24 protein-coding genes are annotated in these 23,485 nt (G+C 67.5%); 12 read left to right on the top strand and 12 right to left on the bottom strand.

Annotated elements, in window-relative coordinates; genetic code table 11:
- Nucleotides 1–52: 52 nt before the first annotated feature.
- Nucleotides 53–1,042, bottom strand: coding sequence for a Bug family tripartite tricarboxylate transporter substrate binding protein (locus ACUDP5_RS21020; RefSeq protein WP_263912090.1), 990 nt, complete (start codon nt 1,040–1,042; stop codon nt 53–55).
- Nucleotides 1,043–1,204: 162 nt separating this feature from the next.
- Between ACUDP5_RS21020 and ACUDP5_RS21025 the strand changes: the two genes are divergently transcribed.
- The gene (locus ACUDP5_RS21025) at nt 1,205–1,966 is read left to right on the top strand and encodes an IclR family transcriptional regulator (protein WP_263912092.1); all 762 of its coding nucleotides are present in this window, start codon (nt 1,205–1,207) and stop codon (nt 1,964–1,966) included.
- A 124-nt stretch (nt 1,967–2,090) separates the two neighbouring features.
- Here the strand turns inward: ACUDP5_RS21025 and ACUDP5_RS21030 are convergent, their stop codons facing one another.
- The 8 genes from ACUDP5_RS21030 to ACUDP5_RS21065 all read right to left on the bottom strand — a co-directional run bounded on the left by ACUDP5_RS21030 (nt 2,091) and on the right by ACUDP5_RS21065 (nt 11,562).
- Complete coding sequence (locus ACUDP5_RS21030; protein WP_263912093.1) at nt 2,091–2,924, bottom strand: mechanosensitive ion channel family protein; 834 nt, start codon at nt 2,922–2,924, stop codon at nt 2,091–2,093.
- Between the two features lie 159 nt (nt 2,925–3,083).
- The gene (locus tag ACUDP5_RS21035) at nt 3,084–4,172 is read right to left on the bottom strand and encodes a DUF1513 domain-containing protein (protein ID WP_445659200.1); all 1,089 of its coding nucleotides are present in this window, start codon (nt 4,170–4,172) and stop codon (nt 3,084–3,086) included.
- Nucleotides 4,173–4,335: 163 nt separating this feature from the next.
- Nucleotides 4,336–5,454, bottom strand: coding sequence for an imelysin family protein (locus tag ACUDP5_RS21040; RefSeq protein WP_445657110.1), 1,119 nt, complete (start codon nt 5,452–5,454; stop codon nt 4,336–4,338).
- A complete protein-coding gene (locus tag ACUDP5_RS21045; RefSeq protein WP_445657111.1) occupies nt 5,454–6,971 on the bottom strand; it encodes a di-heme oxidoreductase family protein in 1,518 nt (505 codons plus the stop codon). The genes ACUDP5_RS21040 and ACUDP5_RS21045 overlap by 1 nt, the downstream gene beginning before the upstream one ends.
- Nucleotides 6,968–8,266 (bottom strand): imelysin family protein, encoded by a 1,299-nt coding sequence (locus ACUDP5_RS21050; RefSeq protein ID WP_263912099.1) that lies wholly within the window; start codon nt 8,264–8,266, stop codon nt 6,968–6,970. Before ACUDP5_RS21050 ends, ACUDP5_RS21045 begins: the two co-directional genes overlap by 4 nt.
- A 227-nt stretch (nt 8,267–8,493) precedes the next feature.
- The gene (locus ACUDP5_RS21055; RefSeq protein ID WP_445657112.1) at nt 8,494–9,813 is read right to left on the bottom strand and encodes an MFS transporter; all 1,320 of its coding nucleotides are present in this window, start codon (nt 9,811–9,813) and stop codon (nt 8,494–8,496) included.
- A gap of 39 nt (nt 9,814–9,852) precedes the next feature.
- Nucleotides 9,853–10,527, bottom strand: coding sequence for a hypothetical protein (locus ACUDP5_RS21060; RefSeq protein WP_445657113.1), 675 nt, complete (start codon nt 10,525–10,527; stop codon nt 9,853–9,855).
- A 123-nt stretch (nt 10,528–10,650) separates the two neighbouring features.
- Nucleotides 10,651–11,562: a LysR family transcriptional regulator gene (locus ACUDP5_RS21065; protein ID WP_263912105.1), complete on the bottom strand. Its 912-nt coding sequence runs from the start codon at nt 11,560–11,562 to the stop codon at nt 10,651–10,653.
- Nucleotides 11,563–11,857: 295 nt separating this feature from the next.
- On the opposite strand from ACUDP5_RS21065, the gene ACUDP5_RS21070 reads away from it, so the two are divergent.
- From ACUDP5_RS21070 to ACUDP5_RS21095, 6 genes are read left to right on the top strand one after another with little or no spacing between them, the layout of a single operon-like run.
- A complete protein-coding gene (locus tag ACUDP5_RS21070) occupies nt 11,858–12,865 on the top strand; it encodes an ABC transporter substrate-binding protein (RefSeq protein WP_445657114.1) in 1,008 nt (335 codons plus the stop codon).
- A gap of 3 nt (nt 12,866–12,868) precedes the next feature.
- On the top strand, nt 12,869–13,711 hold the full coding sequence (locus tag ACUDP5_RS21075) for an ABC transporter permease (RefSeq protein WP_445657115.1): 843 nt from the start codon (nt 12,869–12,871) through the stop codon (nt 13,709–13,711).
- A gap of 2 nt (nt 13,712–13,713) precedes the next feature.
- Complete coding sequence (locus tag ACUDP5_RS21080) at nt 13,714–14,535, top strand: ABC transporter ATP-binding protein (protein WP_445657116.1); 822 nt, start codon at nt 13,714–13,716, stop codon at nt 14,533–14,535.
- Between the two features lie 30 nt (nt 14,536–14,565).
- Nucleotides 14,566–14,748 (top strand): DUF4089 domain-containing protein, encoded by a 183-nt coding sequence (locus ACUDP5_RS21085; RefSeq protein ID WP_263912111.1) that lies wholly within the window; start codon nt 14,566–14,568, stop codon nt 14,746–14,748.
- A complete protein-coding gene (locus ACUDP5_RS21090; RefSeq protein ID WP_445657117.1) occupies nt 14,745–16,190 on the top strand; it encodes an AtzE family amidohydrolase in 1,446 nt (481 codons plus the stop codon). The genes ACUDP5_RS21085 and ACUDP5_RS21090 overlap by 4 nt, the downstream gene beginning before the upstream one ends.
- Nucleotides 16,191–16,223: 33 nt before the next feature.
- Nucleotides 16,224–16,931, top strand: a complete 708-nt coding sequence (locus tag ACUDP5_RS21095) for a GntR family transcriptional regulator (RefSeq protein WP_263912113.1) — start codon at nt 16,224–16,226, stop codon at nt 16,929–16,931.
- Between the two features lie 77 nt (nt 16,932–17,008).
- Here ACUDP5_RS21095 and ACUDP5_RS21100 read toward each other — a convergent pair whose 3' ends face one another.
- Complete coding sequence (locus ACUDP5_RS21100; RefSeq protein ID WP_263912114.1) at nt 17,009–17,551, bottom strand: antibiotic biosynthesis monooxygenase; 543 nt, start codon at nt 17,549–17,551, stop codon at nt 17,009–17,011.
- A 201-nt stretch (nt 17,552–17,752) separates the two neighbouring features.
- On the opposite strand from ACUDP5_RS21100, the gene hpxZ reads away from it, so the two are divergent.
- Together hpxZ and ACUDP5_RS21110 are read left to right on the top strand one after the other, a co-directional pair.
- Entirely contained in the window at nt 17,753–18,130 is a 378-nt protein-coding gene (gene hpxZ / locus ACUDP5_RS21105) for an oxalurate catabolism protein HpxZ (RefSeq protein ID WP_263912115.1), read from the top strand.
- Nucleotides 18,131–18,258: 128 nt separating this feature from the next.
- Nucleotides 18,259–18,813 carry an NADPH-dependent FMN reductase gene (locus ACUDP5_RS21110; protein WP_263912116.1) on the top strand — a complete coding sequence of 185 codons (555 nt, stop codon included), beginning with the start codon at nt 18,259–18,261 and terminating at the stop codon, nt 18,811–18,813.
- A 699-nt stretch (nt 18,814–19,512) separates the two neighbouring features.
- Here the strand turns inward: ACUDP5_RS21110 and ACUDP5_RS21115 are convergent.
- Nucleotides 19,513–19,731, bottom strand: coding sequence for a dodecin (locus tag ACUDP5_RS21115; RefSeq protein ID WP_025138019.1), 219 nt, complete (start codon nt 19,729–19,731; stop codon nt 19,513–19,515).
- A 196-nt stretch (nt 19,732–19,927) separates the two neighbouring features.
- On the opposite strand from ACUDP5_RS21115, the gene ACUDP5_RS21120 reads away from it, so the two are divergent.
- Entirely contained in the window at nt 19,928–20,434 is a 507-nt protein-coding gene (locus ACUDP5_RS21120; RefSeq protein ID WP_263912119.1) for a DUF6496 domain-containing protein, read from the top strand.
- 37 nt (nt 20,435–20,471) lie between these two features.
- On the opposite strand, the gene ACUDP5_RS21125 is transcribed toward ACUDP5_RS21120, so the two are convergent.
- The gene (locus tag ACUDP5_RS21125; RefSeq protein ID WP_263912120.1) at nt 20,472–21,389 is read right to left on the bottom strand and encodes a LysR family transcriptional regulator; all 918 of its coding nucleotides are present in this window, start codon (nt 21,387–21,389) and stop codon (nt 20,472–20,474) included.
- Between the two features lie 112 nt (nt 21,390–21,501).
- Here ACUDP5_RS21125 and ACUDP5_RS21130 point away from each other — a divergent pair, with 112 nt between their 5' ends.
- Nucleotides 21,502–22,296: an SDR family NAD(P)-dependent oxidoreductase gene (locus tag ACUDP5_RS21130; RefSeq protein ID WP_445657118.1), complete on the top strand. Its 795-nt coding sequence runs from the start codon at nt 21,502–21,504 to the stop codon at nt 22,294–22,296.
- Nucleotides 22,297–22,383: 87 nt separating this feature from the next.
- Nucleotides 22,384–23,397, top strand: coding sequence for a zinc-binding alcohol dehydrogenase family protein (locus ACUDP5_RS21135; RefSeq protein ID WP_263912122.1), 1,014 nt, complete (start codon nt 22,384–22,386; stop codon nt 23,395–23,397).
- The last annotated feature ends 88 nt before the right edge of the window (nt 23,398–23,485 follow it).

Here is a 23,485-nt window from a genome sequence, read left to right on the forward strand (position 1 = left end):
CCGTCCCTGCGCATCGGCTGCGGGCGGCTGGCCGCCCGCGGCACGAAGCCTGTCAGTCCACCGTGGCGCCCGAGGCCTTGACCACCGGCGCCCAGCCTTCCACTTCCGACTTGATGAATTGGCCGAATTCGGCCGGCGTGGTCTTCACGCCCACGGCGCCCAGCTTTTCGAAGCTGAGCTGCACTTCAGGCTTGTCCAGCGCCTTGACCATGGCGGCGTTCAGCTTGTTGACCACCTCCGGCGGCGTGCCGGCCGGGGCGATCAGGCCGAACCACGACGAGACGTCGAAATTGGCAAAACCGGCTTCCTTCATGGTGGGCACGTCCGGCGCGCTCTTGGAACGCTCGCTGGTGGTCACCGCCAGGGCGCGCAGCTTGCCCGATTGCGCGTGCGGCCAGGCCGACGGCATGTTGTCGAACATGAACTGCACCTGGCCGCCGATCAGGTCGGTGATGGCCGGGGCGCTGCCCTTGTACGGCACGTGCAGCACGTCGATGCCGGCCTGCATCTTGAACAATTCACCGGCCATGTGGATGGACGTGCCACTGCCCGACGAGGCGAACGCCAGCTTGCCCGGGTTCTTCTTGGCGTAGGCCACCAGTTCCTGCACCGTCTTGACCGGCACCTGGGGATTGACCACCAGGATGTTCGGTACCTTGGCGCCCAGCGCCACGGGAGTGAAGTCCTTCGTCAGGTCGAACGTGACGTTCTTGTACAGCGTCTGGTTGATGGCGCTGGTGACCGCCACGAACAACAGCGTGTAGCCGTCCGGGGCGGCGCGCTGGACCTGGTCGGTGGCGATGTTGCTGCCGGCGCCCGGCTTGTTCTCGACCACGAACGATTGGCCCAGGGCTTCGGTGAGCTCCTTGGCCATGATGCGGGCGATCACGTCGGTGGTGCCGCCGGCGGAAAAGCCGACCACGATGCGGACAGGTTTGTCGGGGTAGGCAGCCTGGGCAGAACCCATTGCGAAAGCGCTTGCGGCGGTAGCCAGCAGCGTAGCGGCAAAGCGCCGCAGACCAGGCTTTTGACCGGTAGTCATAGAGTCTCCGTGCAGATACTGTCCATTAAATGGACGTTTTGAATTATTGGATGACGCATTTTGATCTATACACGAGCGGAGCATCAAGGTAGAGTCCACGCTACGGACTATGGTTTTCCCTTGACCGTTCCGCAATAACCCCCCAAGTTTTTAGAGAGTTGCATGCAAGACAGCGATGCCGCGGCCGCAGGCCCACGCACATTGCGGCGCGGATTGGCCGTTCTGGCCGCCCTGCGGGACCAAGGGCCCGACGGGCTAAGCGTGACTGATATCGCCCGGCTTACGGGCATACAGCGTCCCACCATCTACCGGCTGCTGGCCGCCCTGCTCGATGCGGGCCTGGTGCTGCCTGTCACCGGCACCAAGAAATACCGCGCCCAGCTGGCGGTGGACCCCGACACGCGTTCCCGCGATCCGCGGGTGCGGCAATTGCTGCCGGTGCTGCGCCGGCTGGCCGACCGCACCGGCGACGCCGTGTTCCTGGTGGTGCGCGACGACGACGATTCCATCAGCCTGCACCGCGAAATCGGCAGCTACCCGGTGCAGATCCTGGCCACCTACGCTGGCAAGCGCCAGCCGCTGGGCGTGGGATCGGGCGGCATGGCGCTGTTGGCCGCCCTGCCCGACGACGTGGCCCGCGGCATCGTCGAGCGCAACTCCAGCCGGCTGGACGAGTACGGCGGCATGACACCCCAGGAAATGTTCCGCCTGATCGAAAACACCCGCGCGCGCGGCTATTCGGTGGTGGGCAACCACGCCGTGCGCGGCGCGCTGGGCGTGGGCTGCGCACTGCTCGATGCGCAAGGCGCGCCGCTGCTCGCAGTCAGCGTCACGGCCATCATCGACCGCATGCCGGCCCAGCGCCAGCGCGAAATCGCGGGGTGGATCAAGGGCGAACTGGCGCGATTGGCAATGCAGGCCTGAGGCCGCGCCAGCCAGCCCGGCCGCGGATGCCTCATCCGCGACGCCTTTCTACGCGCAGAAAGGCCACGCAACACAAAAGGGCGTCCGTGCCGGCACGGACGCCCTTTCTGTTTGCGCGAACCGCTCAGGCCGGAGCGCCCGTCTTGGGGTTCTGGATCTCGCGCAGCGGGATCGGCGCCTGGAAACCGGCGGCTTCGAGGGAGCTGCGGATTTCCTGGTACAGGCCCCAGCGCAGGTCCCAGTACTTGCCTGCCTCGGCCCACACCCGCACGTTCACGATCACGCCGTTTTCCTTGTAGTCGACGACCTTCACGAGCGGCTGGGGATCTTTCAGCGCGTCCGGGCTGGCATCGACAATGCCTTGCAGCTTGGCCAGCACCGCGTTCAGGTCGTCGCCATAGCGCACCGGCACGGGGATATCCAGGCGGCGCGTCTTGTTGCGGCTGTAGTTGGTGATGGTGGCGTTCCAGACCGTGCTGTTGGGCAGGGTCAGGTGGATGCCGTCGCCTTGCACGAGACGGGTCAGGAACAGGCCAACCTCTTCGACCGTGCCCTCGGCGCCGGTGCTCAGGCCCACGTATTCGCCCGCGCGCACCGGCCGCAGGATCAACAGCATGATGCCGGCCGCGATGTTCTGCAGCGTGCCTTGCAGCGCCAGGCCGACGGCCAGGCCGGCGGCGCCCAGCACCGCGATCAGGCTGGCGGTCTGCACGCCAAAGCGCGCCAGCACCGCGATCAGCGTGAAGATGCGCACCGCCCACACCACGGTGCTGTAGAACATCGGCACGATCGTCGGATCGATCTTGCTGGAACGCGTGGCGATGCGGCGCACCCAGCGGCCAAGCAGCGCCGACACCCACCAGCCGATGACCAGGATCAACAAGGCCACCAGCAGATTGATGCCCATGTCCACCAGCCTGGGGGCCCAGGCGTTGAATTCGTTCAAGGCGTCTTCCATCGTTAACGCTCCCTCGTGCAAAAAAGACAGCCGAAAACTTTATCAGATGCGGCTTGCCGACAGGGCGGGATGATGCAGCCGGTGTGTCAAGCTTTGTAAGGATGCGGCGCCGCGATCCGCATGCGTGGTCGATCCCCGTCGCGGCGGCCGCCACGCATCCTACGTGGCGCCGGCGACCTTGCGAAAGTGGTTGTCCCAGGCCCGCTCGCGCGAGGGCGGCAACAGCGGATGCGCCGCGCCCGCGGCGTCGGTGCGCAGCATGGCGCCCAGGCCGCTGCTGATGAGAAAGCCGGCCGCTTGCGCGGGCGCCACGCCGCAGCCGTCGGCCAGGCGCGTCAGCCCCAGGCTGCGGCCGCTTTCGGCGTCCCAGTACAGCACCTGTCCGCCCACCGGGCTGGACGTGGCAACCACCTTGCCCGCCGCGTCCACCGCCACCGACCCGACGTAGTTGCGCATGTCGCGCAGCGCCTGCGCGGGTCCGGCGAACAGTTCCAGCGCGGCGCCGCGGCGGTGGCGGCCGACCAGCGCGGGGCGGTCGCCGGCCGGCCCCATGTACTGGCAGCCGAACCACACGCTGCCGCCCCCCGCCAGCGCCAGGTGGCGGATCGACAGGCGGTGCAGCTCGGGCGCGAGCTCGACCCGTTCCAGCAGGCGGCCGCTGGCCGCGTCGATATACGCCAGCGACGGGCGCATGGTGTCCAGGTTGAGTTCCAGCTTGCCGTAGTCGGGGTGCGTCAGGATGCCGCCGTTGGCCACGCACAGCGTCTTGCCGTCGGGCATCAATACGACTTCGTGCGGACCGATGCCGCCGCTGTCGAATTCGCCGATGCGGCGGTAGTTGCCGCCCGGCGTGGCGTCGTAGATGCCCAGCACGCCGCGGCCGCCATCGAAGTCATTCTCGGTGGCCGCCAGCAGCCGGGCGCCGTCAAAATACGCGCCGTGGCCAAAGAAATGCCGGTCGTCGGGCAACGGCAGTTCCACCAGCGCACGCTCGCCGCGCAGGTCGAAGCCCAGCGCGAAAAAGCCGGGCTGGCGGCCAAACACCACGGCGCGGTCGCCGGCCGGGTCGATGGCAAAGCTGTGGCCGCGTGCGGGCATTGGCAGCACACGGCGGTCCTGGCCGGCGGCATCCAGCACCACCGCCTCATCGCGTCCGCCGCGTTGGCGCGCCGTGACGTACAGCGCAGCGTCGCCCGGCGATGGCGCGGCCTGCGCGCCCCCCGGCCAAGCCAGGCCGGCACCGACCATGCCGCCCGCTGCAGCACTGAGTGTTCCACCGACTGTTCCACCCAGGGCCACGCTCAATCGCACGCCCAAGGCGCTTGCCGCTGCGCGCGCCAGGAAGTCGCGGCGAGCCGGTTGCGCGGGCGGCAGGCCGCCAGCCCGCCCTGCCCCGCGTGCCGAGGAACGATCAGTCGCCATCGAGCGCGTTGAATCCGATGGTGACGCCCAGCGCGGGCGCCAGGTCCTGGTCGACGATGGCCTTGGCGTTCTTCAAGGTCAGCGCCGCCAGCGCCAGTTGCCGGCGCCCCTCGGCGTCGGCCAACGCCTGCTCCAGCGGCGCGGGCACGTCGCGCAATGTCGCGGCCGCGCGGGCCAGTTCACCCAGCACCGATCCCGCCATCCATTCACCGCCCTTGGGCAGCCCATAGCCACCGGCGGTGTAGAACGCCGCCAGGCCGTCCAGGTTGGCGGCCAGCGTGCGCGTGGTCAGGCCGCTGCGCCAGAAGGCGGCGCGCTTGGGCCGGGCGTTGGCGGCCGAATCACCCAGCACCGGCAGGATCTTCACGTCGCGTGCGAACTGCAAGCCCGTGGACAGGGCCTTCATCGCTTCGGCCGCCACTTCCTGCGGATCGCGGTACAGGTCGTTGCCGGCCTGCGGCCGCGCGAACTGGCGACCGAAATCGCCCTGCGCGCCCCAGGCCTGGGCCACATCGCGCGACATCGCGGCCACATTGGCCGACACCGCCACGGCATAGCCGCAGGCGTAAGGGAATGTCGGCGTGCCCTGCGTGGTACCCGCCTGCTTGAGCAGCGCGGGTTCGCCATACAGCACGTATTCCAGCGCCGGCAGGCCCTGCACGGCCACGCTGCGGCCGGCCAGCGCGCCGGTCTTGAGCAACTCGGCGTCCTGCGCGGCGATCAACGCCTGCACCTGCTTGGGCATCACGCCGCGGGTGTCCGGCCAGAACGCCAGCCGTTCAAAGCGGTTGGACTGCACCAGCGGCCCGAAGCGCAGGAACTCGATGCGTGCCCACGCCTGCGCCAACCCGGCGAACGCGTCTTCGACGCGCTTGGCGCCCGCCGCGTCCGGCTTGCTGCACCAGGGACCCAGCGCACCTTCCAGTGCGCCGGCGGCCTCGGCCATGGCCGCCACCGCTGGCCGGGCGTAGCCCTGCGCCAGGCGCTCGCCCAGGTCGGCGGGCAATTCGGCGCGGGCCGCCAGCGGCCAGGCCGATGCCCCGGCCAACAACAGTGCGGCGGCCGAGGCCTTGGCCGGCAAGGACCGGCGTGCAACAGGGAATGCCATCACAGCGACTCCAGGAAACGGATGAGATCGGCGCGCTCTTCGGGCGTCATCGCCACGACGCGATCGCGCGCGGGCTGGCCCGCGCCGCCGTGCCACAGCACGGCTTCGAGCAGCGTGCGGGCGCGGCCGTCGTGCAGCCAGGTGGCCGAGGGATTCACGGTCTTGGTCAGGCCGATGCCCCACAGCGGCGGCGTGCGCCATTCGCGCCCGGTCGCCTGGCCATCGGACACGCCGTCGGCCAGGTCGTCACCCATGTCATGCACCAGCATGTCGGTGTAGGGCCAGATCAGCTGGAAGCGGTGCTCGGCCTGCCTGGCGTTGCGGCTGGTGACGTACTTGGGCACGTGGCAGGCCACGCAATTGGCCTCGTAGAACAGCTTCTTGCCGGCCAGCACGCGGGCATCGTCGGCGTCGCGGCGCTGCGGCACGGCCAGGTTGGTGGAATAGACGGTGACGAAGTCCATCAGCTTGGCCGGCACTTCCTCGGGCCCGAAACGCGGCTGCGCGCCGTGTGGCATCTTCAGGCACTGCGCCTGGGCCGGCGTACAGTCGCCGAAATGGTTGGGGAACAGCGGCGTAGACAGGCCCATGTCATTGGAGAACGCCGCGGCGCTCTGCTGCTCGACGGTCGGCTGGCCGGCCTTCAGGTTGAAGCGCCCCAGCGCCCGCGCGCCGGTGCGCGCATCGGTGACCCAGTTGGGCTTGCCCACGATACCGTCGCGCTTGTCGGCGCCCACGTTGGCCAGGATGTCGGCTTCGTGGATGGCTTCCAGCAGCCCCAGGCCGATCATCGGCGGCGCCAGGCGCGGCGACACCTGCGTGTCTTTGCGCATGGGGCCGTAGCCCAGGTTGTCGATGCGATACACGGGCTTCATCAGCGTGGCGGTTTCGCCGCCATTGAGCGTGATCGTGACCGGCGTGTATTCGATTTCCATGCGGCCTTCGGCGGGCAGGCCCGCCACCGCAAAGTTCTGCAACTGCACCCCATAGACAGGCTCGGGCAGCATCGCCAGCTCACCGGGCGCGAGCTTGGGATGGCCGCGGTCCGGGCCTTGCGGCACGGCCAGGCGCAACAGCAACGCAACGGCATCAGGGCGTTCGAGGGGATCGAAACCCGGCACCGACCCCCGCCCGTCCTTGGTGTGACAGGCCTGGCAGGAACGCGCATTGAACAGCGGCCCCAGGCCGTCGGAGGCCTGCGTGGACGCGGGCGCCGAGACCCAGTCCTTGCGGAACAGGCCGTTGCCGACCTGGAATTCCTGGCGGCGTTCGAAGCTCATATTGGCCGACGGCTGCGAGAAGATGTCGGCGTTGATGAGCTTGTTGGTGGTGGTGGCGCCCGCCTGCATGGTCTCGAAGGTCTCGGCCTTGGAGAAGTCACGCGTGGGCGCCGTAATGGCGAGGACGCGTTTGAGGTCTTCAGCGGTCAGGTCATCGCGCCCGGCGGGCGCGGAGGGAGCGGCGGCGGCGCCGGCATGGGCCGACGCCGCCAGTACGGCGACGAATACGAGCTTCACTTGAATACGGCGTCGGGTTTGTCCAGGCTGTCGGAACCTTCGATGGCGACCTTGCCCAGGTCCAGCAGCGTGATCACACGTTCCAGGCTGCGGGTCTGGTCCACCAGGCGATCGATGGCGGCCTGCACCAGGGCGTTGCCCTCCTTGTTGCCATCCGCGATCATCTGGTCGTAGGTCTCGACCGTTTCGGCGCGAACCCTGAGCGCCTGCATGGCGGCCACGGTGGCATCCAGCTTGGCGCGCACTTCGACGTCCAGCTTGGGATCACGCGCCTTCACCAGTTCGGACAGGCTGGCGCCTTCCACGGTCTTGCCGTCGATGCGCGTGTACGAACCCAGGTAGACATTGCGGATGCCGATCTGGTCGTAGAAGTGCGAATTGTGGGTGTTGTCCGAGAAGCAGTCGTGCTCTTCTTCGGGATCATGCAGCATCAGGCCCAGCTTCATGCGTTCGCCGGCCAGTTCGCCGTACGACAGGCTGCCCAGACCGGTCAGCATCGCGATCAGGCCGGCCTTGGGGTCTTCTTCGACGGCCTTGCGCGCGGCGCCGTCCTTTTTCCAGTTGCCCACCATTTCTTCCAGGTCGGTCACCAGCAGGTCGGTCACGGCCTTCAGGAATTCGATGCGGCGTTCGCAGTGGCCGCCGGTGCACTGCTTGGGATCGAAGTCCGTGTGCGGGCGGTTGCCGGCGTGGCGTTCCTGCGGCGTGCCCTTGCGGTCGGCCGGCGCCGGACCGGTGCCGTTCAGGTCCTGGCCCCACAGCAGGAATTCGATGGCGTGGTAACCCGTGGCCACGTTGGCTTCGTTGCCGTCGGCTTCGTGCAGCACTTCGGACAGCAGCTTGGGCGTGATCTTGCTGACGTCGACGGTCTTGCCGCCCACCGAGATCTTGGAATTGGCGATGACGTTGACGGCATAGTAGGCGTTCTCGTCGTTTTCGGTGCCGTAGGACGCGTCGACGTAGTCGATCAGGCCTTCATCCAGCGGCCACGCGTTCACACGGCCTTCCCAGTCATCGACGATGGGGTTGCCGAAGCGATAGGCCTCGGTCTGCTGGTAGGGTACGCGTGCGGCCAGCCAGGCGTCGCGGGCGGCCTTGAGCGTTTGCTCGCTGGGCTTGGATACCAACGCATTGATGGCGTCGCGCAGCGTCTTGGCAGCGGTCAGCGAATCTTCGTAGCCTGCCAGCGCCAGATCCGAATAGGTGGCAACCACGGCCTTGGGCTGCACCGCGGCGTGCGCCGTTCCCCCGAACACCGCGGCCGCCAGCACCGCTCCCAACAACAACTTGCGCATCGACATTCTCCCGTAACTCGAATGGGTTCCGCCCCGCGGCGGCCCCATTCACACTTGAATTTTGTGGATGCGAGTGTAAACAATTTTCGTTTGATATTCAGCCCAAAGTCAGATACCTGACGTTTTGCCGAATGAATTCACCGGGATTTGCCCCTTTCCAAACGAAAAAAGGGCCCGGAATCCGAGCCCTGTCGCGGGGCCGGGGCCTGCCCGGCCCCGGCGCGGCGTCAGCGTTGCAGCGGCGACTTGGCCGTTTCCTTGGCGGCCAGCACCGCGATGGCGGTGACCAGCAGCGCGGCGGCGACGTACAGCGAGATCGCCAAGGTGGAGTTCCACGACTTGAACAGGCTGGCGATGATCAGCGGCGCAAAGCCCCCGCCGACGATGCCGGCCAGCGTGTAGGCCAGCGACGACCCCGCGTAGCGCACCCGGCCCGGGAACTGTTCGGTGATGAAGGCGGCCTGGGGGCCGTACATCATCGCGTGGATCAACAGGCCCACGACCACGGCAGCGCAGATGGCGATGGGATGCGCAGTGTCCATCAACGTGAAGAAGACGAACGCCCACACCATGCCCAGCGCCGCCCCGGCCAGGTACACCGGGCGACGCCCGATCTTGTCCGACAGATGCCCGAACAGCGGCACGGCCACGGCGTTCAATGCCGCGCCCAGCATGGTCGCGGTCAGCGCCATGGGCCGCGACAGGTGCAGCACCGTCGTCACGTAGGTCAACGTGAACACCACCACCAGCGCGTACAGCACATCCGAGCCGATGCGCGAGCCCCCGGCCACCAGCAACTGGCGCCAGTGCTGGCCCAGCACGTCCTTGATGGGCGTGCTGGCGGTTTCGCGCTTCTGTTCCATTTCGAGGAACACCGGCGTTTCTTCCACGCCGCGGCGCAGCCACAGGCCGAACAGCACCAGCGCCACGCTGGAAATGAACGGCACGCGCCAGCCCCAGGCCTGGAATTCCTCGGGGCTGAGCCAGGCCGAGATCACGGCGATGAAGCCGGTGCCGATCAGCGTGCCGCACGACGGCCCGACCTGCGTGAACGAGGCATTGCGGCCACGTTGGTCGGGCTTGCCGTGCTCCATCGACAGCAGCACCGCGCCGGCCCATTCGCCGCCCAGCGCCACGCCCTGGATGAAGCGCAAGGCCACCAGCGCCACCGGCGCCCACACGCCCCAGCTGGCGTAGGTGGGCAGCATGCCCATCATGCCGGTCGAGATGCCCATGATCACCAAGGTGGCGACCAGCACGAACTTGCGGCCCAGGCGATCGCCCAGATGGCCGAACACGAAGCCGCCCAGCGGCCGCGAGACGTACCCGACCGCGTAGGTCGAGAACGCCAGGATGGTGCCCGTCAGCGGATCGAACGACGGAAAGAAGATCGAATTGAAGACCAGCGCGGCCATCAGGTTGTAGATGGTGAAGTCGTACCACTCCAGCGTGGTGCCGACCGAGCTGGCCATGGCCAGGCGTTTCATCTTGTCCGGCGAGGCCGACGGATGCGCGCAGGCCGGCGCATGCAGCGTGTTTTCAGCCATTGTGTTTCCCCAAGTGTGATGTGTGAATGCCGCCGCGTGTCAACGCAGGTCGGCGGCCGCCAGCTTCCAGCCCAGCGCCAGCAGCCAGGCGTCGGCGGCGCGCGCGCCCAACGCCGCGGCCGCCGCGTCGGCCAGCGCCCGGGCCGCGTCGGCCGTACTGGCCTCGACGACGAAGAGCGGGTCCAGGCGGCGGTTCTCAGTCGATTCGCGCGGCAGCGGACCGCTCAGGGCGGCATCCGGCGCCAGCAGGTACGACTGCACGAAGCCGTCGGTCTTGGCCAGCGTGGCGCCCGCTTCGGCGGCACGGGTCGCCAGCGCGCCGGCGTCACCGCCGAACGCCAGCGGCAGCACCGCGATGTGGCTGCCGCTGCCAAAGCCGGTCACGGCCTGCACGGCGCAGACGCGGCGCATCGGGTCGCGCATGCGGTCCAGGTTGGCCACCGACCACGGCGTCTGGCGTTCGAACGCCGCGCGGTAGTCGGCGGTGGTGAAGGCGCCCAGCGATTCCGTGCGGTACAGGCCCAGGTACTTGCGGCCACCCGACAGCGAGAAATAGCGCGCGCCCGACAGGAAGCCCGGGATGCGCACGCGCTCTTCGACGTGCTCGCGGTCGTACCAGCGGTTGAAATCGGTTTCGAACGCGGGATCGACGTCGCAGGCGACGAACAGCATCCCGTTGGGCGGCAGCGTGGAAGACGTGTTGGCTTGGCTCATGGCAAGAAGAAAAACCCTTCGGTTGCAGAAGGGGGTCATCTTCGGCCGACTGGCCTTTCCAAGCCAAACGAGTAATTTTTCGCGGCGGCAACAGAATTACTGAAAGCCCACCTAGGGATAACTCTATTGCGCCGAACCAAATTTGGGCTGAGCGACCGACGCGGTGTACTGGTCCGACGCCCGGCTGGCCAGTTCGGCCACCAGGCGGATGGCGTCCGACCCGGCGCCTTCCAGGTAGCTCACCACCAGCAATTGCGGCGGCACCGGCATGTCGCTGCGAATCACCTGCATCTCGCCGCGCGCCACGTATTCATGGATGGGCGGCAGCGGCACCAGCGCGCGGCCGAAGCCGCTGCGCACCAGCCGCGCCAGCGCCGAGATCGAGCTGACGCAGTGCACCTTGCCCAGCGGGATGCCGGCCTCGCGGAACAGGTTCTTCAAGGCCTCGTGCGGCTGCGAGCCGGGGCTCATGGTCAGCACGGGTTCGCTCAGCAGTTGCTGCACCGTGAGTGATTCCTCGTCGCCTGCCGGGCCGACCCAGCCCATTTCCATCGGCAGGCACGGCGTGCTGATGACGCCGGTGTCCGTCAGCAGGTCGGTCTGGAAGGCGATGTCCAGCGTGCCTTCGCGCAGGCCACGATGCAGCGCGCGGGTGGTTTCGGACGTCAGCTGCACCTCGATGCCCGGATAGGTGGATCGCAGATTGGTCAGAAAGCCGATCAGCCAGGTATGCACCACGGTCTCGATGGCGCCGATGCGCACCAGGCCGAAGACTTCGTCGCCGGTGCGGCCCAGCGACAGGATCTGTTGGCGCAGTTCGAGCAGGCGCTCGCCGTAATCCAGCAAGCGCGTGCCCACGGCCGTCAGCCGCAGCTCTTTGGCATCGCGTTCGAACAGCCGCGCGCCGATGTCTTCTTCGAGCGAGGCAATGCGGTTGGCCACTGCGGCCTGGGTGATGTGCAGGCGGTCGCTGGCCGCACGGAAACTGCCCAGGCGGGCGGACCACAGAAATGCTTCGACAAAACGGGTATTCATATCCACGTGGCGGCACGCCCGGCGGCGCACCCCCTTTCCTAGAACGCCAAGGCGGCAAGCCTTGATCCGCCCACATCCTACCGCGCCTGGGGCCGGGCGGACGCCCTGCGCGCCTGCCCGCCCCGTCACGGTGCCTGCCATGCACCAACGTGGTTCATGCCGCGCCCCGAGGCGGGTCGCGCCAACGCGTTACGCCAGGAAACAGTGCCATGTTCACGAGTTGGCACGGGTCTTGCTTGTCTGCTGGTATGCAAGCTTGTCTACAAGCGCCCATCTCGCCAACCAGGAGTACCGCATGACCGACCGCCCCGCGCCCTTTGCCTTCAACGCCACCCGCCGCAAGCTGATGCAAGGCGCTGCGCTGGGCGCCGCCGCGTTGGCCGCGCCCGCGCTGGTGCGCGCACAGTCGGGCCCGACGATCCGCATCGGCTACTGGCCGGTGGCGGCCGGGCTGCCGTTCTACGCCGCCATCGAAAAGGGCTACTTCAAGGAAGCCGGCCTGAACGTCGAGCCGCTCAAGTTCGCCGGGGCGCAGCAGGTCATGGAAGCCATGCTGGCCGGCCGCGCCGACGGCAGTGCCAACGGCACCGGCTCGGCCAACCTGGCCATCGGCGAGATCGCCTCGCCCGGCCTGTTCAAGATTTTCGCGTCCAACCCCAGCAACGCCAAGAACGTGCTGGACGAGTTCATTGTCGCGAAAGACAGTCCCATCCAATCCATCGCAGACCTCAAGGGGAAAAAGGTCGGTTCTGGACCCGGCATCCAGAATGCCACGCTGGCCAAAGCAGTGCTGGAGCGCGCCGGCGCAACCGGGGCAACCGTGGTCGAGTTGGCGATCAGCCAGCACGTCGCCGCGGTTGCCGCCGGCCAGTTGGACGCGTGCTACACGCTGGAACCCACGGGCACGGTCGGCCGCCTGAACGGCACCACCCGCGTGCTGGAAGCAGGCGTGATCGCCAAATACGTGCTGGGCGATCCGATGGCGCCCTGGTTCGGCGGGTCGGCCTCGCTGACCACCGCGTTCCTGAAAAAGCATCCCGAGGAAAGCAGGAAATTCATCGCCGCATACGCCCGCGGCATCGAACTGATCCGCACCAAACCGGACGAGGCGCGCCCCTTCATGAAGGGCTACACCGCCATCGAAGGCCCCATGACCGAAGCCGTGCCGCTGGCCGCCTACACGCTCTACAACGAGTTCACCCCCGGCGACATCCAGTACTTCCAGAAGTTCTTCGACCTGTTCGCCGACAAGGGCATCTTCGCGCAGAAGGTCGACGTGGCCTCGATGCTGTACAAGGGCTGAGCCATGGATGCGATCAACGCCAACCGCGCGGTCAACGCGCCGGCCGCCGCGGCCACGGTGGCCGGCGCGCCCGCGTCGCGCCCGCCGCGCAAATGGACCGCCGCACGCCTTCTGCCGCTGATCGGCCCGCTGGCGCTGTACGTGGTGTGGGACCTGGTGGTGCGCCTGCAACTGGTCAGCCCCGTGCTGCTGCCCACCCCGGGCGCCACGCTGGTGGCGCTGGCCAAGGGCATGGCGGGCGGCCCGCTGCTGGGCGACTTCCTGGCGTCCGTCAGCCGCACGTTGCAGGCCTTCGTGATTGCCGGGGTGATCGGCGTGCCGCTGGGCGTGCTGCTGGGCAGCAATGAAAAGGCCTACCGCAGCGTGGAGTTCCTGGTGGACTTCTTTCGCTCGACGCCGTCGTCCGCACTGATCCCGCTGTTCCTGATGATCTTCGGCGTGACCGACATGAACAAGATCGCCATCGCCGCCTTCGCGGCCGTGCTGGTGATCCTGTTCAACAGCGCCTACGGCGTCATCAACGCCCGCAAGCAGCGGGTGATGGCGGCGCGGGTCATGGGCGCCTCGCGCTGGCAGATCTTCAAGGACGTGCTGATCTGGGAAAGCCTGCAGCCGACCTTCGTGGGCCTGCGCAGCGGCGTGTCGATGGCGTTGGTCATCGTCATCGTGGCCGAGATGTTCATCGGCTCGGACAGCGGGCTGGGCAATCGCATCATCAATGCCCAGCAGGTGCTGAACGTACGCGACATGTACGCGTCGATCCTGGCCGCGGGCGCCCTGGGCTACGTGCTCAACATTCTCTTTCTGGTGCTGGAAAAGCGCGTGGTCCACTGGAGCGGCCGATAACCATGTCCACCGTCATCAACCCCGTCATCGCCCCTGCCCCCGCGCCCGCGCCGTTCGAGCCGGGCCCGGCCGGCACGCACATCACGATCCGCGGCCTGACCAAGTACTTCGCCAGCTGGCCGCTGTACGAAAACTTCAACCTGGACATTCCCAAGGGCAAGATCGTCTCGGTGTTCGGGCCCAACGGCTGCGGCAAGTCCACCCTGATCAACATGATCGCGGGCCTCACCCCCATCGACGCCGGCGAGATCCTGTTCGACGGCAAGTCGCTGGCGCAGACCAAGATCGGCTACGTCTTCCAGAACTACCGCGAAGCCATGTTCCCGTGGCTGCGCACCATCGACAACATCGCCTATCCGTTGCGGCTGGAAGGCCGCAGCAAGGCCGAGGTCGATGCCCGGGTGGAAGAACTGGTGGCGTCGTTCGACGTCAAGTTCGATCTCAAGCGCTACCCGTATGAACTGTCCGGCGGACAGCAGCAGACCGCCTCGATCATGCGGGCGCTGGCCCCGGGACCCGAAGTGCTGTTCCTGGACGAGCCCTTTTCCGCGCTGGATTTCGAGATGACGCTGTTCATCCGCGAAAAGCTGCAGGAAGTCTTCATGCAGACCGGCACCACCATGCTGCTGGTCTCGCACGATCTGGAAGAAGCCGTGTACCTGGCCGACCAGGTGTTGCTGCTGACCAAGCGCCCGACCCGCGTGGCCGAAATCCTGGACTACACCGACGCGCGTCCGCGCACCGTCGACACCCTGTCCGAACCCAGCTTCATCGGCATGAAGAAACTGAGCCTGGAGATCTTCCAGCGCGAAGTGCGCCGCTGATCGAACCCACCCATTGCCGGAGAATCCGCCATGACCCAGGAAACCATCGACCAATACGTCCGCAGCGCGCTGGCGCTGTCGGGCTATGCACTGCGCGACGCGGACACGGCCGACGTCGTGCAGCAGTTCTCGCGCATCCACGACATCGCCGCGACGTTCATCGACGAGGCCTTGCCGGTGGAGTTGGAATCGGCATCGGTGTTCCGCCCGTGAACAGCGCCGTCCTGGACATTGCGCGGCAGGTACAGCGCGGCGAACGCAGCGCCGTGGCGGTGCTGGAAGCCACGTTGGCGCGCGTGCGCGACCTTGACCCGCACTACAACTGCTTTACCGCCGTGCTCGAGGCCCGCGCCCGCGCTGAAGCCGCCGCCATCGACGCCCGCCGTGCGCGCGGCGAGACCCTGCCGCCGCTGGCAGGCGTGCCCTATGCGGTCAAGAACCTGTTCGACGTCGCGGGCGTAACCACGCTGGCCGGCGGCCGCGTCAATGCCGGCAACCCGCCCGCGACGCACGACGCGACGTTGGTGGCGCGCCTGCGCGACGCCGGCGCCGTGCTGGTGGGCGCGCTGAACATGGACGAACACGCCTACGGCTTCACCACCGAAAACACCTTCTACGGCGCCTGCCGCAATCCGCACGACACCACCCGCATCGCGGGCGGATCGTCGGGCGGCAGCGCCGCCGCAGTCGCGGGCGGTCTGGTGCCGCTGACGCTCGGTTCGGATACCAATGGCTCGATCCGCGTGCCCGCATCGCTGTGCGGCGTGTTTGGCCTGAAGCCCACCTTCGGCCGATTGGCGCGCACGGGATCGTATCCCTTCGTCGGCAGCCTGGACCATCTTGGGCCCTTTGCCGCCGACACGGCCAGCCTGGCCGCGGCCTACGACGCGCTGCAAGGCCCGGACCCCGACGACCACGCCTGCGCCCAACGCATCGCGGAACCCACGCTGGCCGGCCTGGCATCGGACCGGCCGCTGCGCGTGGGCGTGCTGGGCGGCTACTTCGCCCACTGGACCGGCCCCGAGGCCCGCCTGGCGGTGGACATCGCCGCCCGTGCGCTGGGCGCCGTCGATACCGTGGAACTGGCCGGCGCCGAACAGGCCCGCGCCGCGGCCTTCATCATCACGGCGGCCGAAGGCGGCGCGCTGCATCGCCGCCGGCTCACCACGCACTACGACCAATATGAACCGCATTCCCGCGCCCGCCTGGTGGCCGGCAGCCTCGTGCCGACGGCCTGGGTACAACAGGCACAGCGCATCCGCCAGCGCGTCTACCGCGAAGCGCTGGCGCTGTTCGAGCACTACGACGTGCTGATCGCCCCTGCCACGCCCGTGCCCGCCACCGTCATCGGCACCGACAGCCTGACGCTGGCCGGCCGCACCCTGCCCGCACGCGCCAGCATGGGCCTGTTGACCCAGCCCATCTCGTGCCTGGGCCTGCCGGTGTGCGCCGCGCCGACCTGGCCCGGCAACGGCAGCGAGGCACACCTGCCACTGGGCGTGCAATTGATCGCCGCGCCGTGGCGCGAAGCCGACTGCCTGCTGGCCGCACGCAGGCTGGAGCAGGCCGGCGCGGCCGGCGCGCGCGCCGCCACGGCCGCCCCACGAGCGGCCACGCAAGCGACCGCAAACGTCTCGTCACAGGCTGCGGCATAAATCCGCCCACCGACCGTCACTCCAGGCCCAGACATGGACTCCCCTTTCGCCGTCCTCGACACCCCCCGCAATCTGGCCGACGCGGCCTACGGCACGCTCAAGCGCGACATCCTGGATTTCCGGCTGGCGCCCGGCGACCGCTTCACCGAAACCGAAATCGCCGACCGCCTGCGAGTCAGCCGCACCCCGGTGCGCGAAGCGCTGTTCCGCCTGGAGCGCGAGGGCTACCTGGAGGTACGCCAGCGCAATGGCTGGCTGGTCAAGCCGCTGGACTTCGACACGCTGGATCACTTCTATGAGCTGCGCCGGGTGCTGGAAACGGCAGCGGTTCGCGCGCTGTGCGCGCCCGGGCAGATCCCCGATCCGCTCCGTCCGCTGCAACCGCTGGTGGATACCTGGCTGGTGGACGAGAGCCAGCATTCCCGGGACGGCGAATGGCTGGCCGACCTGGACGAACGCTTTCACATGGACCTGGTCGCCGCGGCCGGCAACCCCGAGATCGCGCGGGTACACCGCGCCGCCACGGAACGCATCCGCATCGTGCGGCGGCTGGATTTCACGCAACCCGACCGCATTGCCCGCACCTATGCCGAACATGGCGCGATCCTGACCGCCATCCTGCAGCGCGATGCCGAGCGGGCGACCGCGCTGCTCGAAGCCCATATCGGCGACAGCCAGGCCGCGGTGCGCAAGATCACGCTGCACCGCATGTATGCCACCCGCCGCGCGCAGGCGGCGTAGGCCCTCGCATGGCCTGTCCCAGCGCACGGCTCAAGGCCCGGGCGCCGCATGCGGCGCCCGCAACACCCCGGCCAGGCTCAGCGGGGGCGCAACCAGCGATCCAGCCTGCGCGTGACGAACGGAATGCAGAAATACACCATCACGGGCGTCAACGCCACGCTGGTGATCAGCGCACGCCAGAAGACCGGCAGCGACGTCAGGTGCTCGCTGACCAGCAGCGAAAACGCCAGCAGCACCGGAAAGTACGCCAGCCAGATGCTGACCGCCTGCTTCCAGCGCGGCGGCGCGCGATGGCTTTGCGGGCCGAACCACGCGTCCATGCCGCTGACGCGGCGCGCATGGCTGGCGCGTACCAGGTTGGCGCCGCGTTCCAGCCACATGCGGCGCGGCAGGGATTTTTCCCAGCGCGACAGGCTGGCCTCGTCGTTGAACCGCAGCACGATCTGGTACTGGTCGCCGCCCTCGGGCGGTTGCAGCACGCCCGATCCCAGAAAACCGGGAAAGCCGGCAGCCAGGATTTCGCCCTGGCGCATCCAGGACAGGAAATCGCCGTAGCGTTCGGGCGTGATATGACGGGTGACCAGCATGGTGACCGGGGCGGAAACAGCGGAACTGGACATGGCGGAACTCCTGGGGCAGCGTGCAGCGTGTTATGCAGTGTTTACCCTAGCAAGCCGCGTGCCAGCCTTGCGGTGCAGCATTCGCCCCGCAAGAGGCCGGGCGCCAGGCTTTCGCCGACAAATTGCGCACCGCAGCAGACACCATATTGGTGATTACCCTAAATAACGCACCATCACGGTGCATTCATTGTCAGGAACCCGATGGACATCAACCTGCCCGACGTCGTCGCCGACGTCACTGCCGCCTTCGCCCGCTATGAAACCGCCCTGGTCAACAACCAGGTCGAGGTGCTCGACGAGCTGTTCTGGAACAGCCCCCACACCCTGCGCTACGGCGCCGGGGAAAACCTGTACGGCTACGACGCCATCCGCGCCTTTCGCGCAGGCCGTTCACCGCAAGGACTGGCGCGCCGCGTGCTGCGCACGGCGATCACCACCTATGGCCGGGATTTCGCCACCACTAACATCGAATTCCAGCGCGACGGCAGCGACCGCATCGGCCGCCAGAGCCAGACCTGGATGCGCACGCCCGACGGCTGGCGCGTGGTGTCGGCCCACGTCAGCCTGATGGCGGGGTAAGCCACACGCGGGATCAACGGGCCCGACCAGGCCAGGCCACCCCATAACCTTATTGGGCCGCCGGCATTGAGCCGTCATGAGGACAGGTCTACACTGGACTTCCCCTAGTCCCCTGGAGCACCTGCCCCATGAGCACCTACAAGATCGCTGTCTTCGTCGGCAGCCTGCGCGCCGCGTCGATCAACCTGCGCCTGGCCCGTGCGCTGGAAAAACTGGTACCCGCGGACTTCAAGTTCGATTACGTCAGCCTGGGCGATGTGCCCCTGTACAACCAGGACAACGAGAACAACCTGCCCGCCCCCGCCGCCAAGCTCAAGCAGCAGATCCTGGACGCCCAGGGCATCCTGTTCGTGTCGCCCGAGCACAATCGCTCGTTGCCCGCCGCCGTCAAGAACGCGATCGACTGGGGCTCGCGTCCGTGGGGCCAGAACTCCTGGACCGGCAAGGCCGTGGGCATCGTGGGCACCTCGCCCAGCGCCGCCGGCACCGCTCTCATGCAGCAGCACCTGCGCAACATCCTGGCCGCCGAAGGCGCCGTCGCCCTGACCACGCCGGAAGTCTTCTTGCAGTACACCGAAGGCCTGGTCGACGACCAGTACACCATCACCAACGAAGGCACGCGCAAGTTCCTGCAAGGCTGGATCGACCGCTACGTGGACTGGGTCAAGAAATTCAACGCCTGATCGCCGCCGTTGCCGGAGCCGGGGCGCCTCCCCGTCCGGCACAGATCGCCCGCTTACCTCCGGGCGATCAAGCCCCCCGCTACGTCGGGGGGCTTTTTTTGTGGGCGATTCTTATCCCCCTCAACTGTGGAAAAGCTTGAGGACAGGTGGCGGGCAGTCTCGAAAAACCGTGTGGAGGCAAGCACTTGCGATCACCGGTCAAAAAATGCGCAATCGTCCTTTTGGCTGATTTTTTGGCCACTTATCCACCGCCACAAGGATGAATCGGGCATCCTCGGCCACGAGCGCGGCCCGTTGTGCATTTGTCCCAGCATTCTGTGGACAAGCATGAGGACAGTCTGAGGGCAGGTGCGGAATTCCCTTGCGCATCAATGACCTGCAAGGGGTGGTCAAGAAAGGCCCAAATGGGCAGGAAGGGGCGCCAGGTTGTCCCCGGGAAATGTGGATAAGGCTGAGGACAGCCTGCGGGCAGAGGTGAAAATCCCTTTTGAGCCAAGGACTTGCGCAATGCGGGCAATAAACGCTCAACCTCGGGCCGCGGCCGCCTTGGCGGACCGCCCAGCCGGCGGCAGCCCGGCGCGGCCCAGGCTTGTCCCCATCGAATGTGGACAAGCCTCTGAACAGCCGCATAACAAGCTGAAAAACTCCTTATCCAACAACCACTTGGAAGGGGCGCTCAAAAAAAGAGCACCCTCCCCGTCAGCCTTCGTTGCCTTCCAGGCGCATGCCGATCTTCAATCCGACCTGCCAGTGGGCCACCTTGCCGTCCTTGATGTGGCCGCGCACCTCGGTGACTTCGAACCAATCCAGGTTGCGCAGGGTTTCGGATGCGCGCGCGATGGCCTGGGTGATGGCGTCGTCGGTGGACTTGGTGGAAGAGCCCACCAATTCGATCTGCTTGTAGACATGGTTCGACATAGCTCGTCTCCGGTGTAGAGGGGGTGAGTCGCGAATCGTCGGCCGTGCGCGATGTTCCGGCGCTTACGACCGGCAATCCATTCGAACACCCAGGATACCCGCTGCGCGCTAGAGTGGTGTTACGAGTTCCGACGTCCGCGGCCTCGGTCGCGGCCCGCCACTCGCTTTTCGCAACCGCTAGCAAGGAGGTCTCGTCATGCCAGAACGAAAAACCCTGCAACGCGCCGCGCGCGACAAGCAGCAAGGCAAATCCGCATCCACCCAGGCCGGCGAATTCGTCCGCGAGGAAATCGACCGCGTCCGCCAAGGCAAGCACGGAGTGCGCTCGACCAAGCAGGCCATCGCCATCGGCCTGTCGCAGGCGCGCCGCGCCGGTGTCGACCTGCCGGCCCCCAAGAAAGCCAGTGCAGCGACGCGGCGCAAAGCCGAACAGGACAGCCAGGCCGCCCATGACGGCCACGTCAAGTCCGCCACACGCGCCCGCGCCACCACCCGAGCCCTGAAAAAGGAAAGCCCCCGGCCGGCCGCGAAGGCCGCGTTGTCGCGCCACGCCAGCAAGACGGCCGCGTCGCGCACGGCTGCGGACCGCTCGGCCGCCGCGAAGAAGGCGGCCGCGACCAAGGGCGCGGCGGGACGCTCGGCTGCCGCCAAGAAAGCAGCGCGGACCCGCGCGGCCAATGCCCGGGCGGCCGCGCATCACTGAGGCGCCGCGGCGTGGCTGGGCAATGCCTGCCGGGGGTTCACGGCCCCGTGTCGACGCCCGCTTCAAAGTCGCGCAAGCGCGCCTGCAGGAACTCGCGCAAGCGCTTGACCGTCGGCGACAGCAGCATGCGGTGCACGCACAAGAGGTACAGCGGCGACGGCTCGCTGCCGTAGTCGGACAATGCCTCGACCAGCCGGCCGGCGCGCAAATCGGCCAGCACGTCGTAGCGCGACTTGTAGGCCACGCCGTGTCCAGCCAACGCCCAGCGCCGCACCAGGTCGCCGTCGTCGCCGACGCGATCCCCCTTGACCGGCACCACCTGGCTGGCGCCGCCGCGCTCGAACGTCCAGCGGTCGTGCAGCGATTCGCCCAGCACGAAGCACAGGCAATTGTGCCGACGCAGATCCGCCGGCGCCTGCGGTACGCCATGGCGCGCGAAATACGCGGGCGAGGCGCACACCACCCGGCGGTTGTGCTCGCCCAGCGGCAGCGCCACCAGGCTGGAATCGTTGGGCGTGCCGTAGCGCAGGGCAATATCGACCGGTTGCCGGTACAGGTCGGCCAGCCGGTCGCTGATACGCACCTGGAAGCTCACGCGCGGATGCCGCAGCTGGAACGCGTCGAGCCAGGGCAGCAGCACATGGCGCCCCAGGTCAGACGGAATCGACACCGACAAGGTGCCGGAAATCGCCGTCTTGTCGCGCGCCAGCGCATTCTGGCCCGCCTGCAGGGTCGACAGCGCGGCCCGGGCGTATTCCAGGTAGCGCTCGCCGTCGCTGGTCAGGCGCAGGCTGCGGGTGGACCGCACGAACAGCCGCGTTTCCAGCGTCAGCTCCAGCCGTTTGAGCGCCGCGCTGGCCACCGCGGGCGTCAGGTCCAGCTCGCGTGCCGCCGCCGAAAAACTGCCGTGATCGGCCGCCGCGACAAAGATCCGCAGGTCTTCAAACCGAAGCATGATGGACTCATTTTCAAAAAATTATTGAAACTGAGTCCGATGCTAGCCGGTTTTTCATTGTTCGCGGACAGGTAATCATGGCCACACCCCCGAACCTGCAATGGAGTCCCCCATGAACATCGAACTCAACGGCAAGAAGGCCCTGGTCACCGGATCGTCCGGCGGCATCGGCCTGGCCATCGCCCAGGGCCTGGCCGAAGCCGGCGCGCAAGTCGTGCTGCACGGCCGCAATGCCGACAAGCTCAAGCACGCCGCCGACGCCATCGTGCGCCAGCACCCCGGCGCCCAGGTCAGCACCGTGCAGGCCGACATCGCCACCGCCGACGGCGCCGCCTCGATCTGCGCCGCGCATCCCGACATCGACATCCTGGTCAACAACGCCGGCTTTTTCGAACCCAAGTCGTTCACGGAAATCACCGACGACGACTGGCAGAGCATGCTGGACACCAACGTCATGAGCGGCGTGCGCCTGTCGCGTTACTACCTGCCGCGCATGCTGGCCGCCAACTGGGGGCGCATCGTCTTCATCTCCAGCGAATCGGCCCTGCACATTCCCACCGAAATGATCCACTACGGCGTCAGCAAGACCGCGCTGCTGGCCGTGTCGCGCGGCCTGGCGGAATTGACCGCCGGCACCGGCGTCACCGTCAACGCGGTACTGCCCGGCCCCACCCGGTCCGAAGGCGTGGCCGACTTCTTTGCCGAGATGGCCAAGGAACAGGGCGTGTCGCAAGACCAGATGGAACGCGACTTCATCGCCCAGCACCGCCCCACCTCGCTGCTGCGCCGGCTGGCCACGGTGGAAGAAGCCGCCAACATGGTCGTGTACGCCTGCTCGAAACAGGCCTCGGCCACCAACGGCGCCGCGCTGCGAGTGGATGGCGGCGTGGTGCGCACCATCGCCTGATATTCCGTTCACGCTCGTCGGGGCCCTTGCCGCCGCGGCCCCGGCCTCGCCCTGTTTCCAGACCCCTGACTGATCTATCGAGCCCCCATGAAAGCCATCGCCTACTTCCAGAACCTGCCCGCCACCGATCCCCAATCGCTGCAGGACATCACCGCTGCCGATCCCGTGCCCGGCGACCACGACCTGCTGGTCGAGGTCAAGGCCATCTCCGTCAACCCGGTGGACGTGAAGATCCGCGCCAACCGCAAGCCCAAGGACGGCCAGCCCGAGATCATCGGCTGGGACGCCGCCGGCATCGTGCGCGCCGTCGGCGCCAAGACCAGCCTGTTCAAGCCCGGCGACCGCGTCTGGTATGCCGGTGCCCTGACACGCCCCGGCGCCAACAGCGAACTGCACGTGGTGGACGAACGCATCGTCGGCCGCATGCCGCAAAGCCTGGACTTCGCCCAGGCCGCCGCCCTGCCCCTGACCACCATCACCGCCTGGGAACTGCTGTTCGACCGCCTGCGCGTGCTGGACAACGCCGCCCCCAGCCAGGGCACCTTGCTGGTCATCGGCGCGGCAGGCGGCGTGGGATCCATCCTGGTTCAATTGGCCCGCCAGCTGACCGGCCTGACCGTCATCGGTACCGCGTCCCGGCCTGAAACCCAGGCCTGGGTGCGCGAACTGGGCGCCCACCACGTCATCGACCACAGCCAGCCGCTGACCGAAGAACTCAAGCGCATCGGCTATCCGCAGGTGAGCTTCATTGCCGGCCTGAACCAGACCGACAAGCACTTCGCGCAGATGGCCGAGGCCATCGCCCCACAAGGCAAGATCGCCTTGATCGACGACCCCGCGGCCATCGACGTGCGCCTGCTCAAGGGCAAGTCGGCCTCGCTGCATTGGGAATTCATGTTCGCGCGGCCCCTGCACGGCACGCCCGACCTGATCGCCCAGCACGAACTGCTGAACCAGGCCGCACGGTTGATCGACAACGGCACCCTGCGCACCACGCTGGGCGAACACTACGGCAAGATCAACGCCGAAAACCTGCGGCGCGCGCACGCCTTCATCGAAAGCGGCAAGGCCCAGGGCAAGGTGGTGCTGGAAGGCTTCTGACACCCCACCCGCCCGTTTCGGCACCGCCGCGGGCGGTTCCTGAAAAAAATAGGACGGGTGTCTCGCATTGCCGTAAAGAAAGAGGTAC

It is taken from the genome of Achromobacter sp. NCFB-sbj8-Ac1-l (assembly GCF_052695805.1).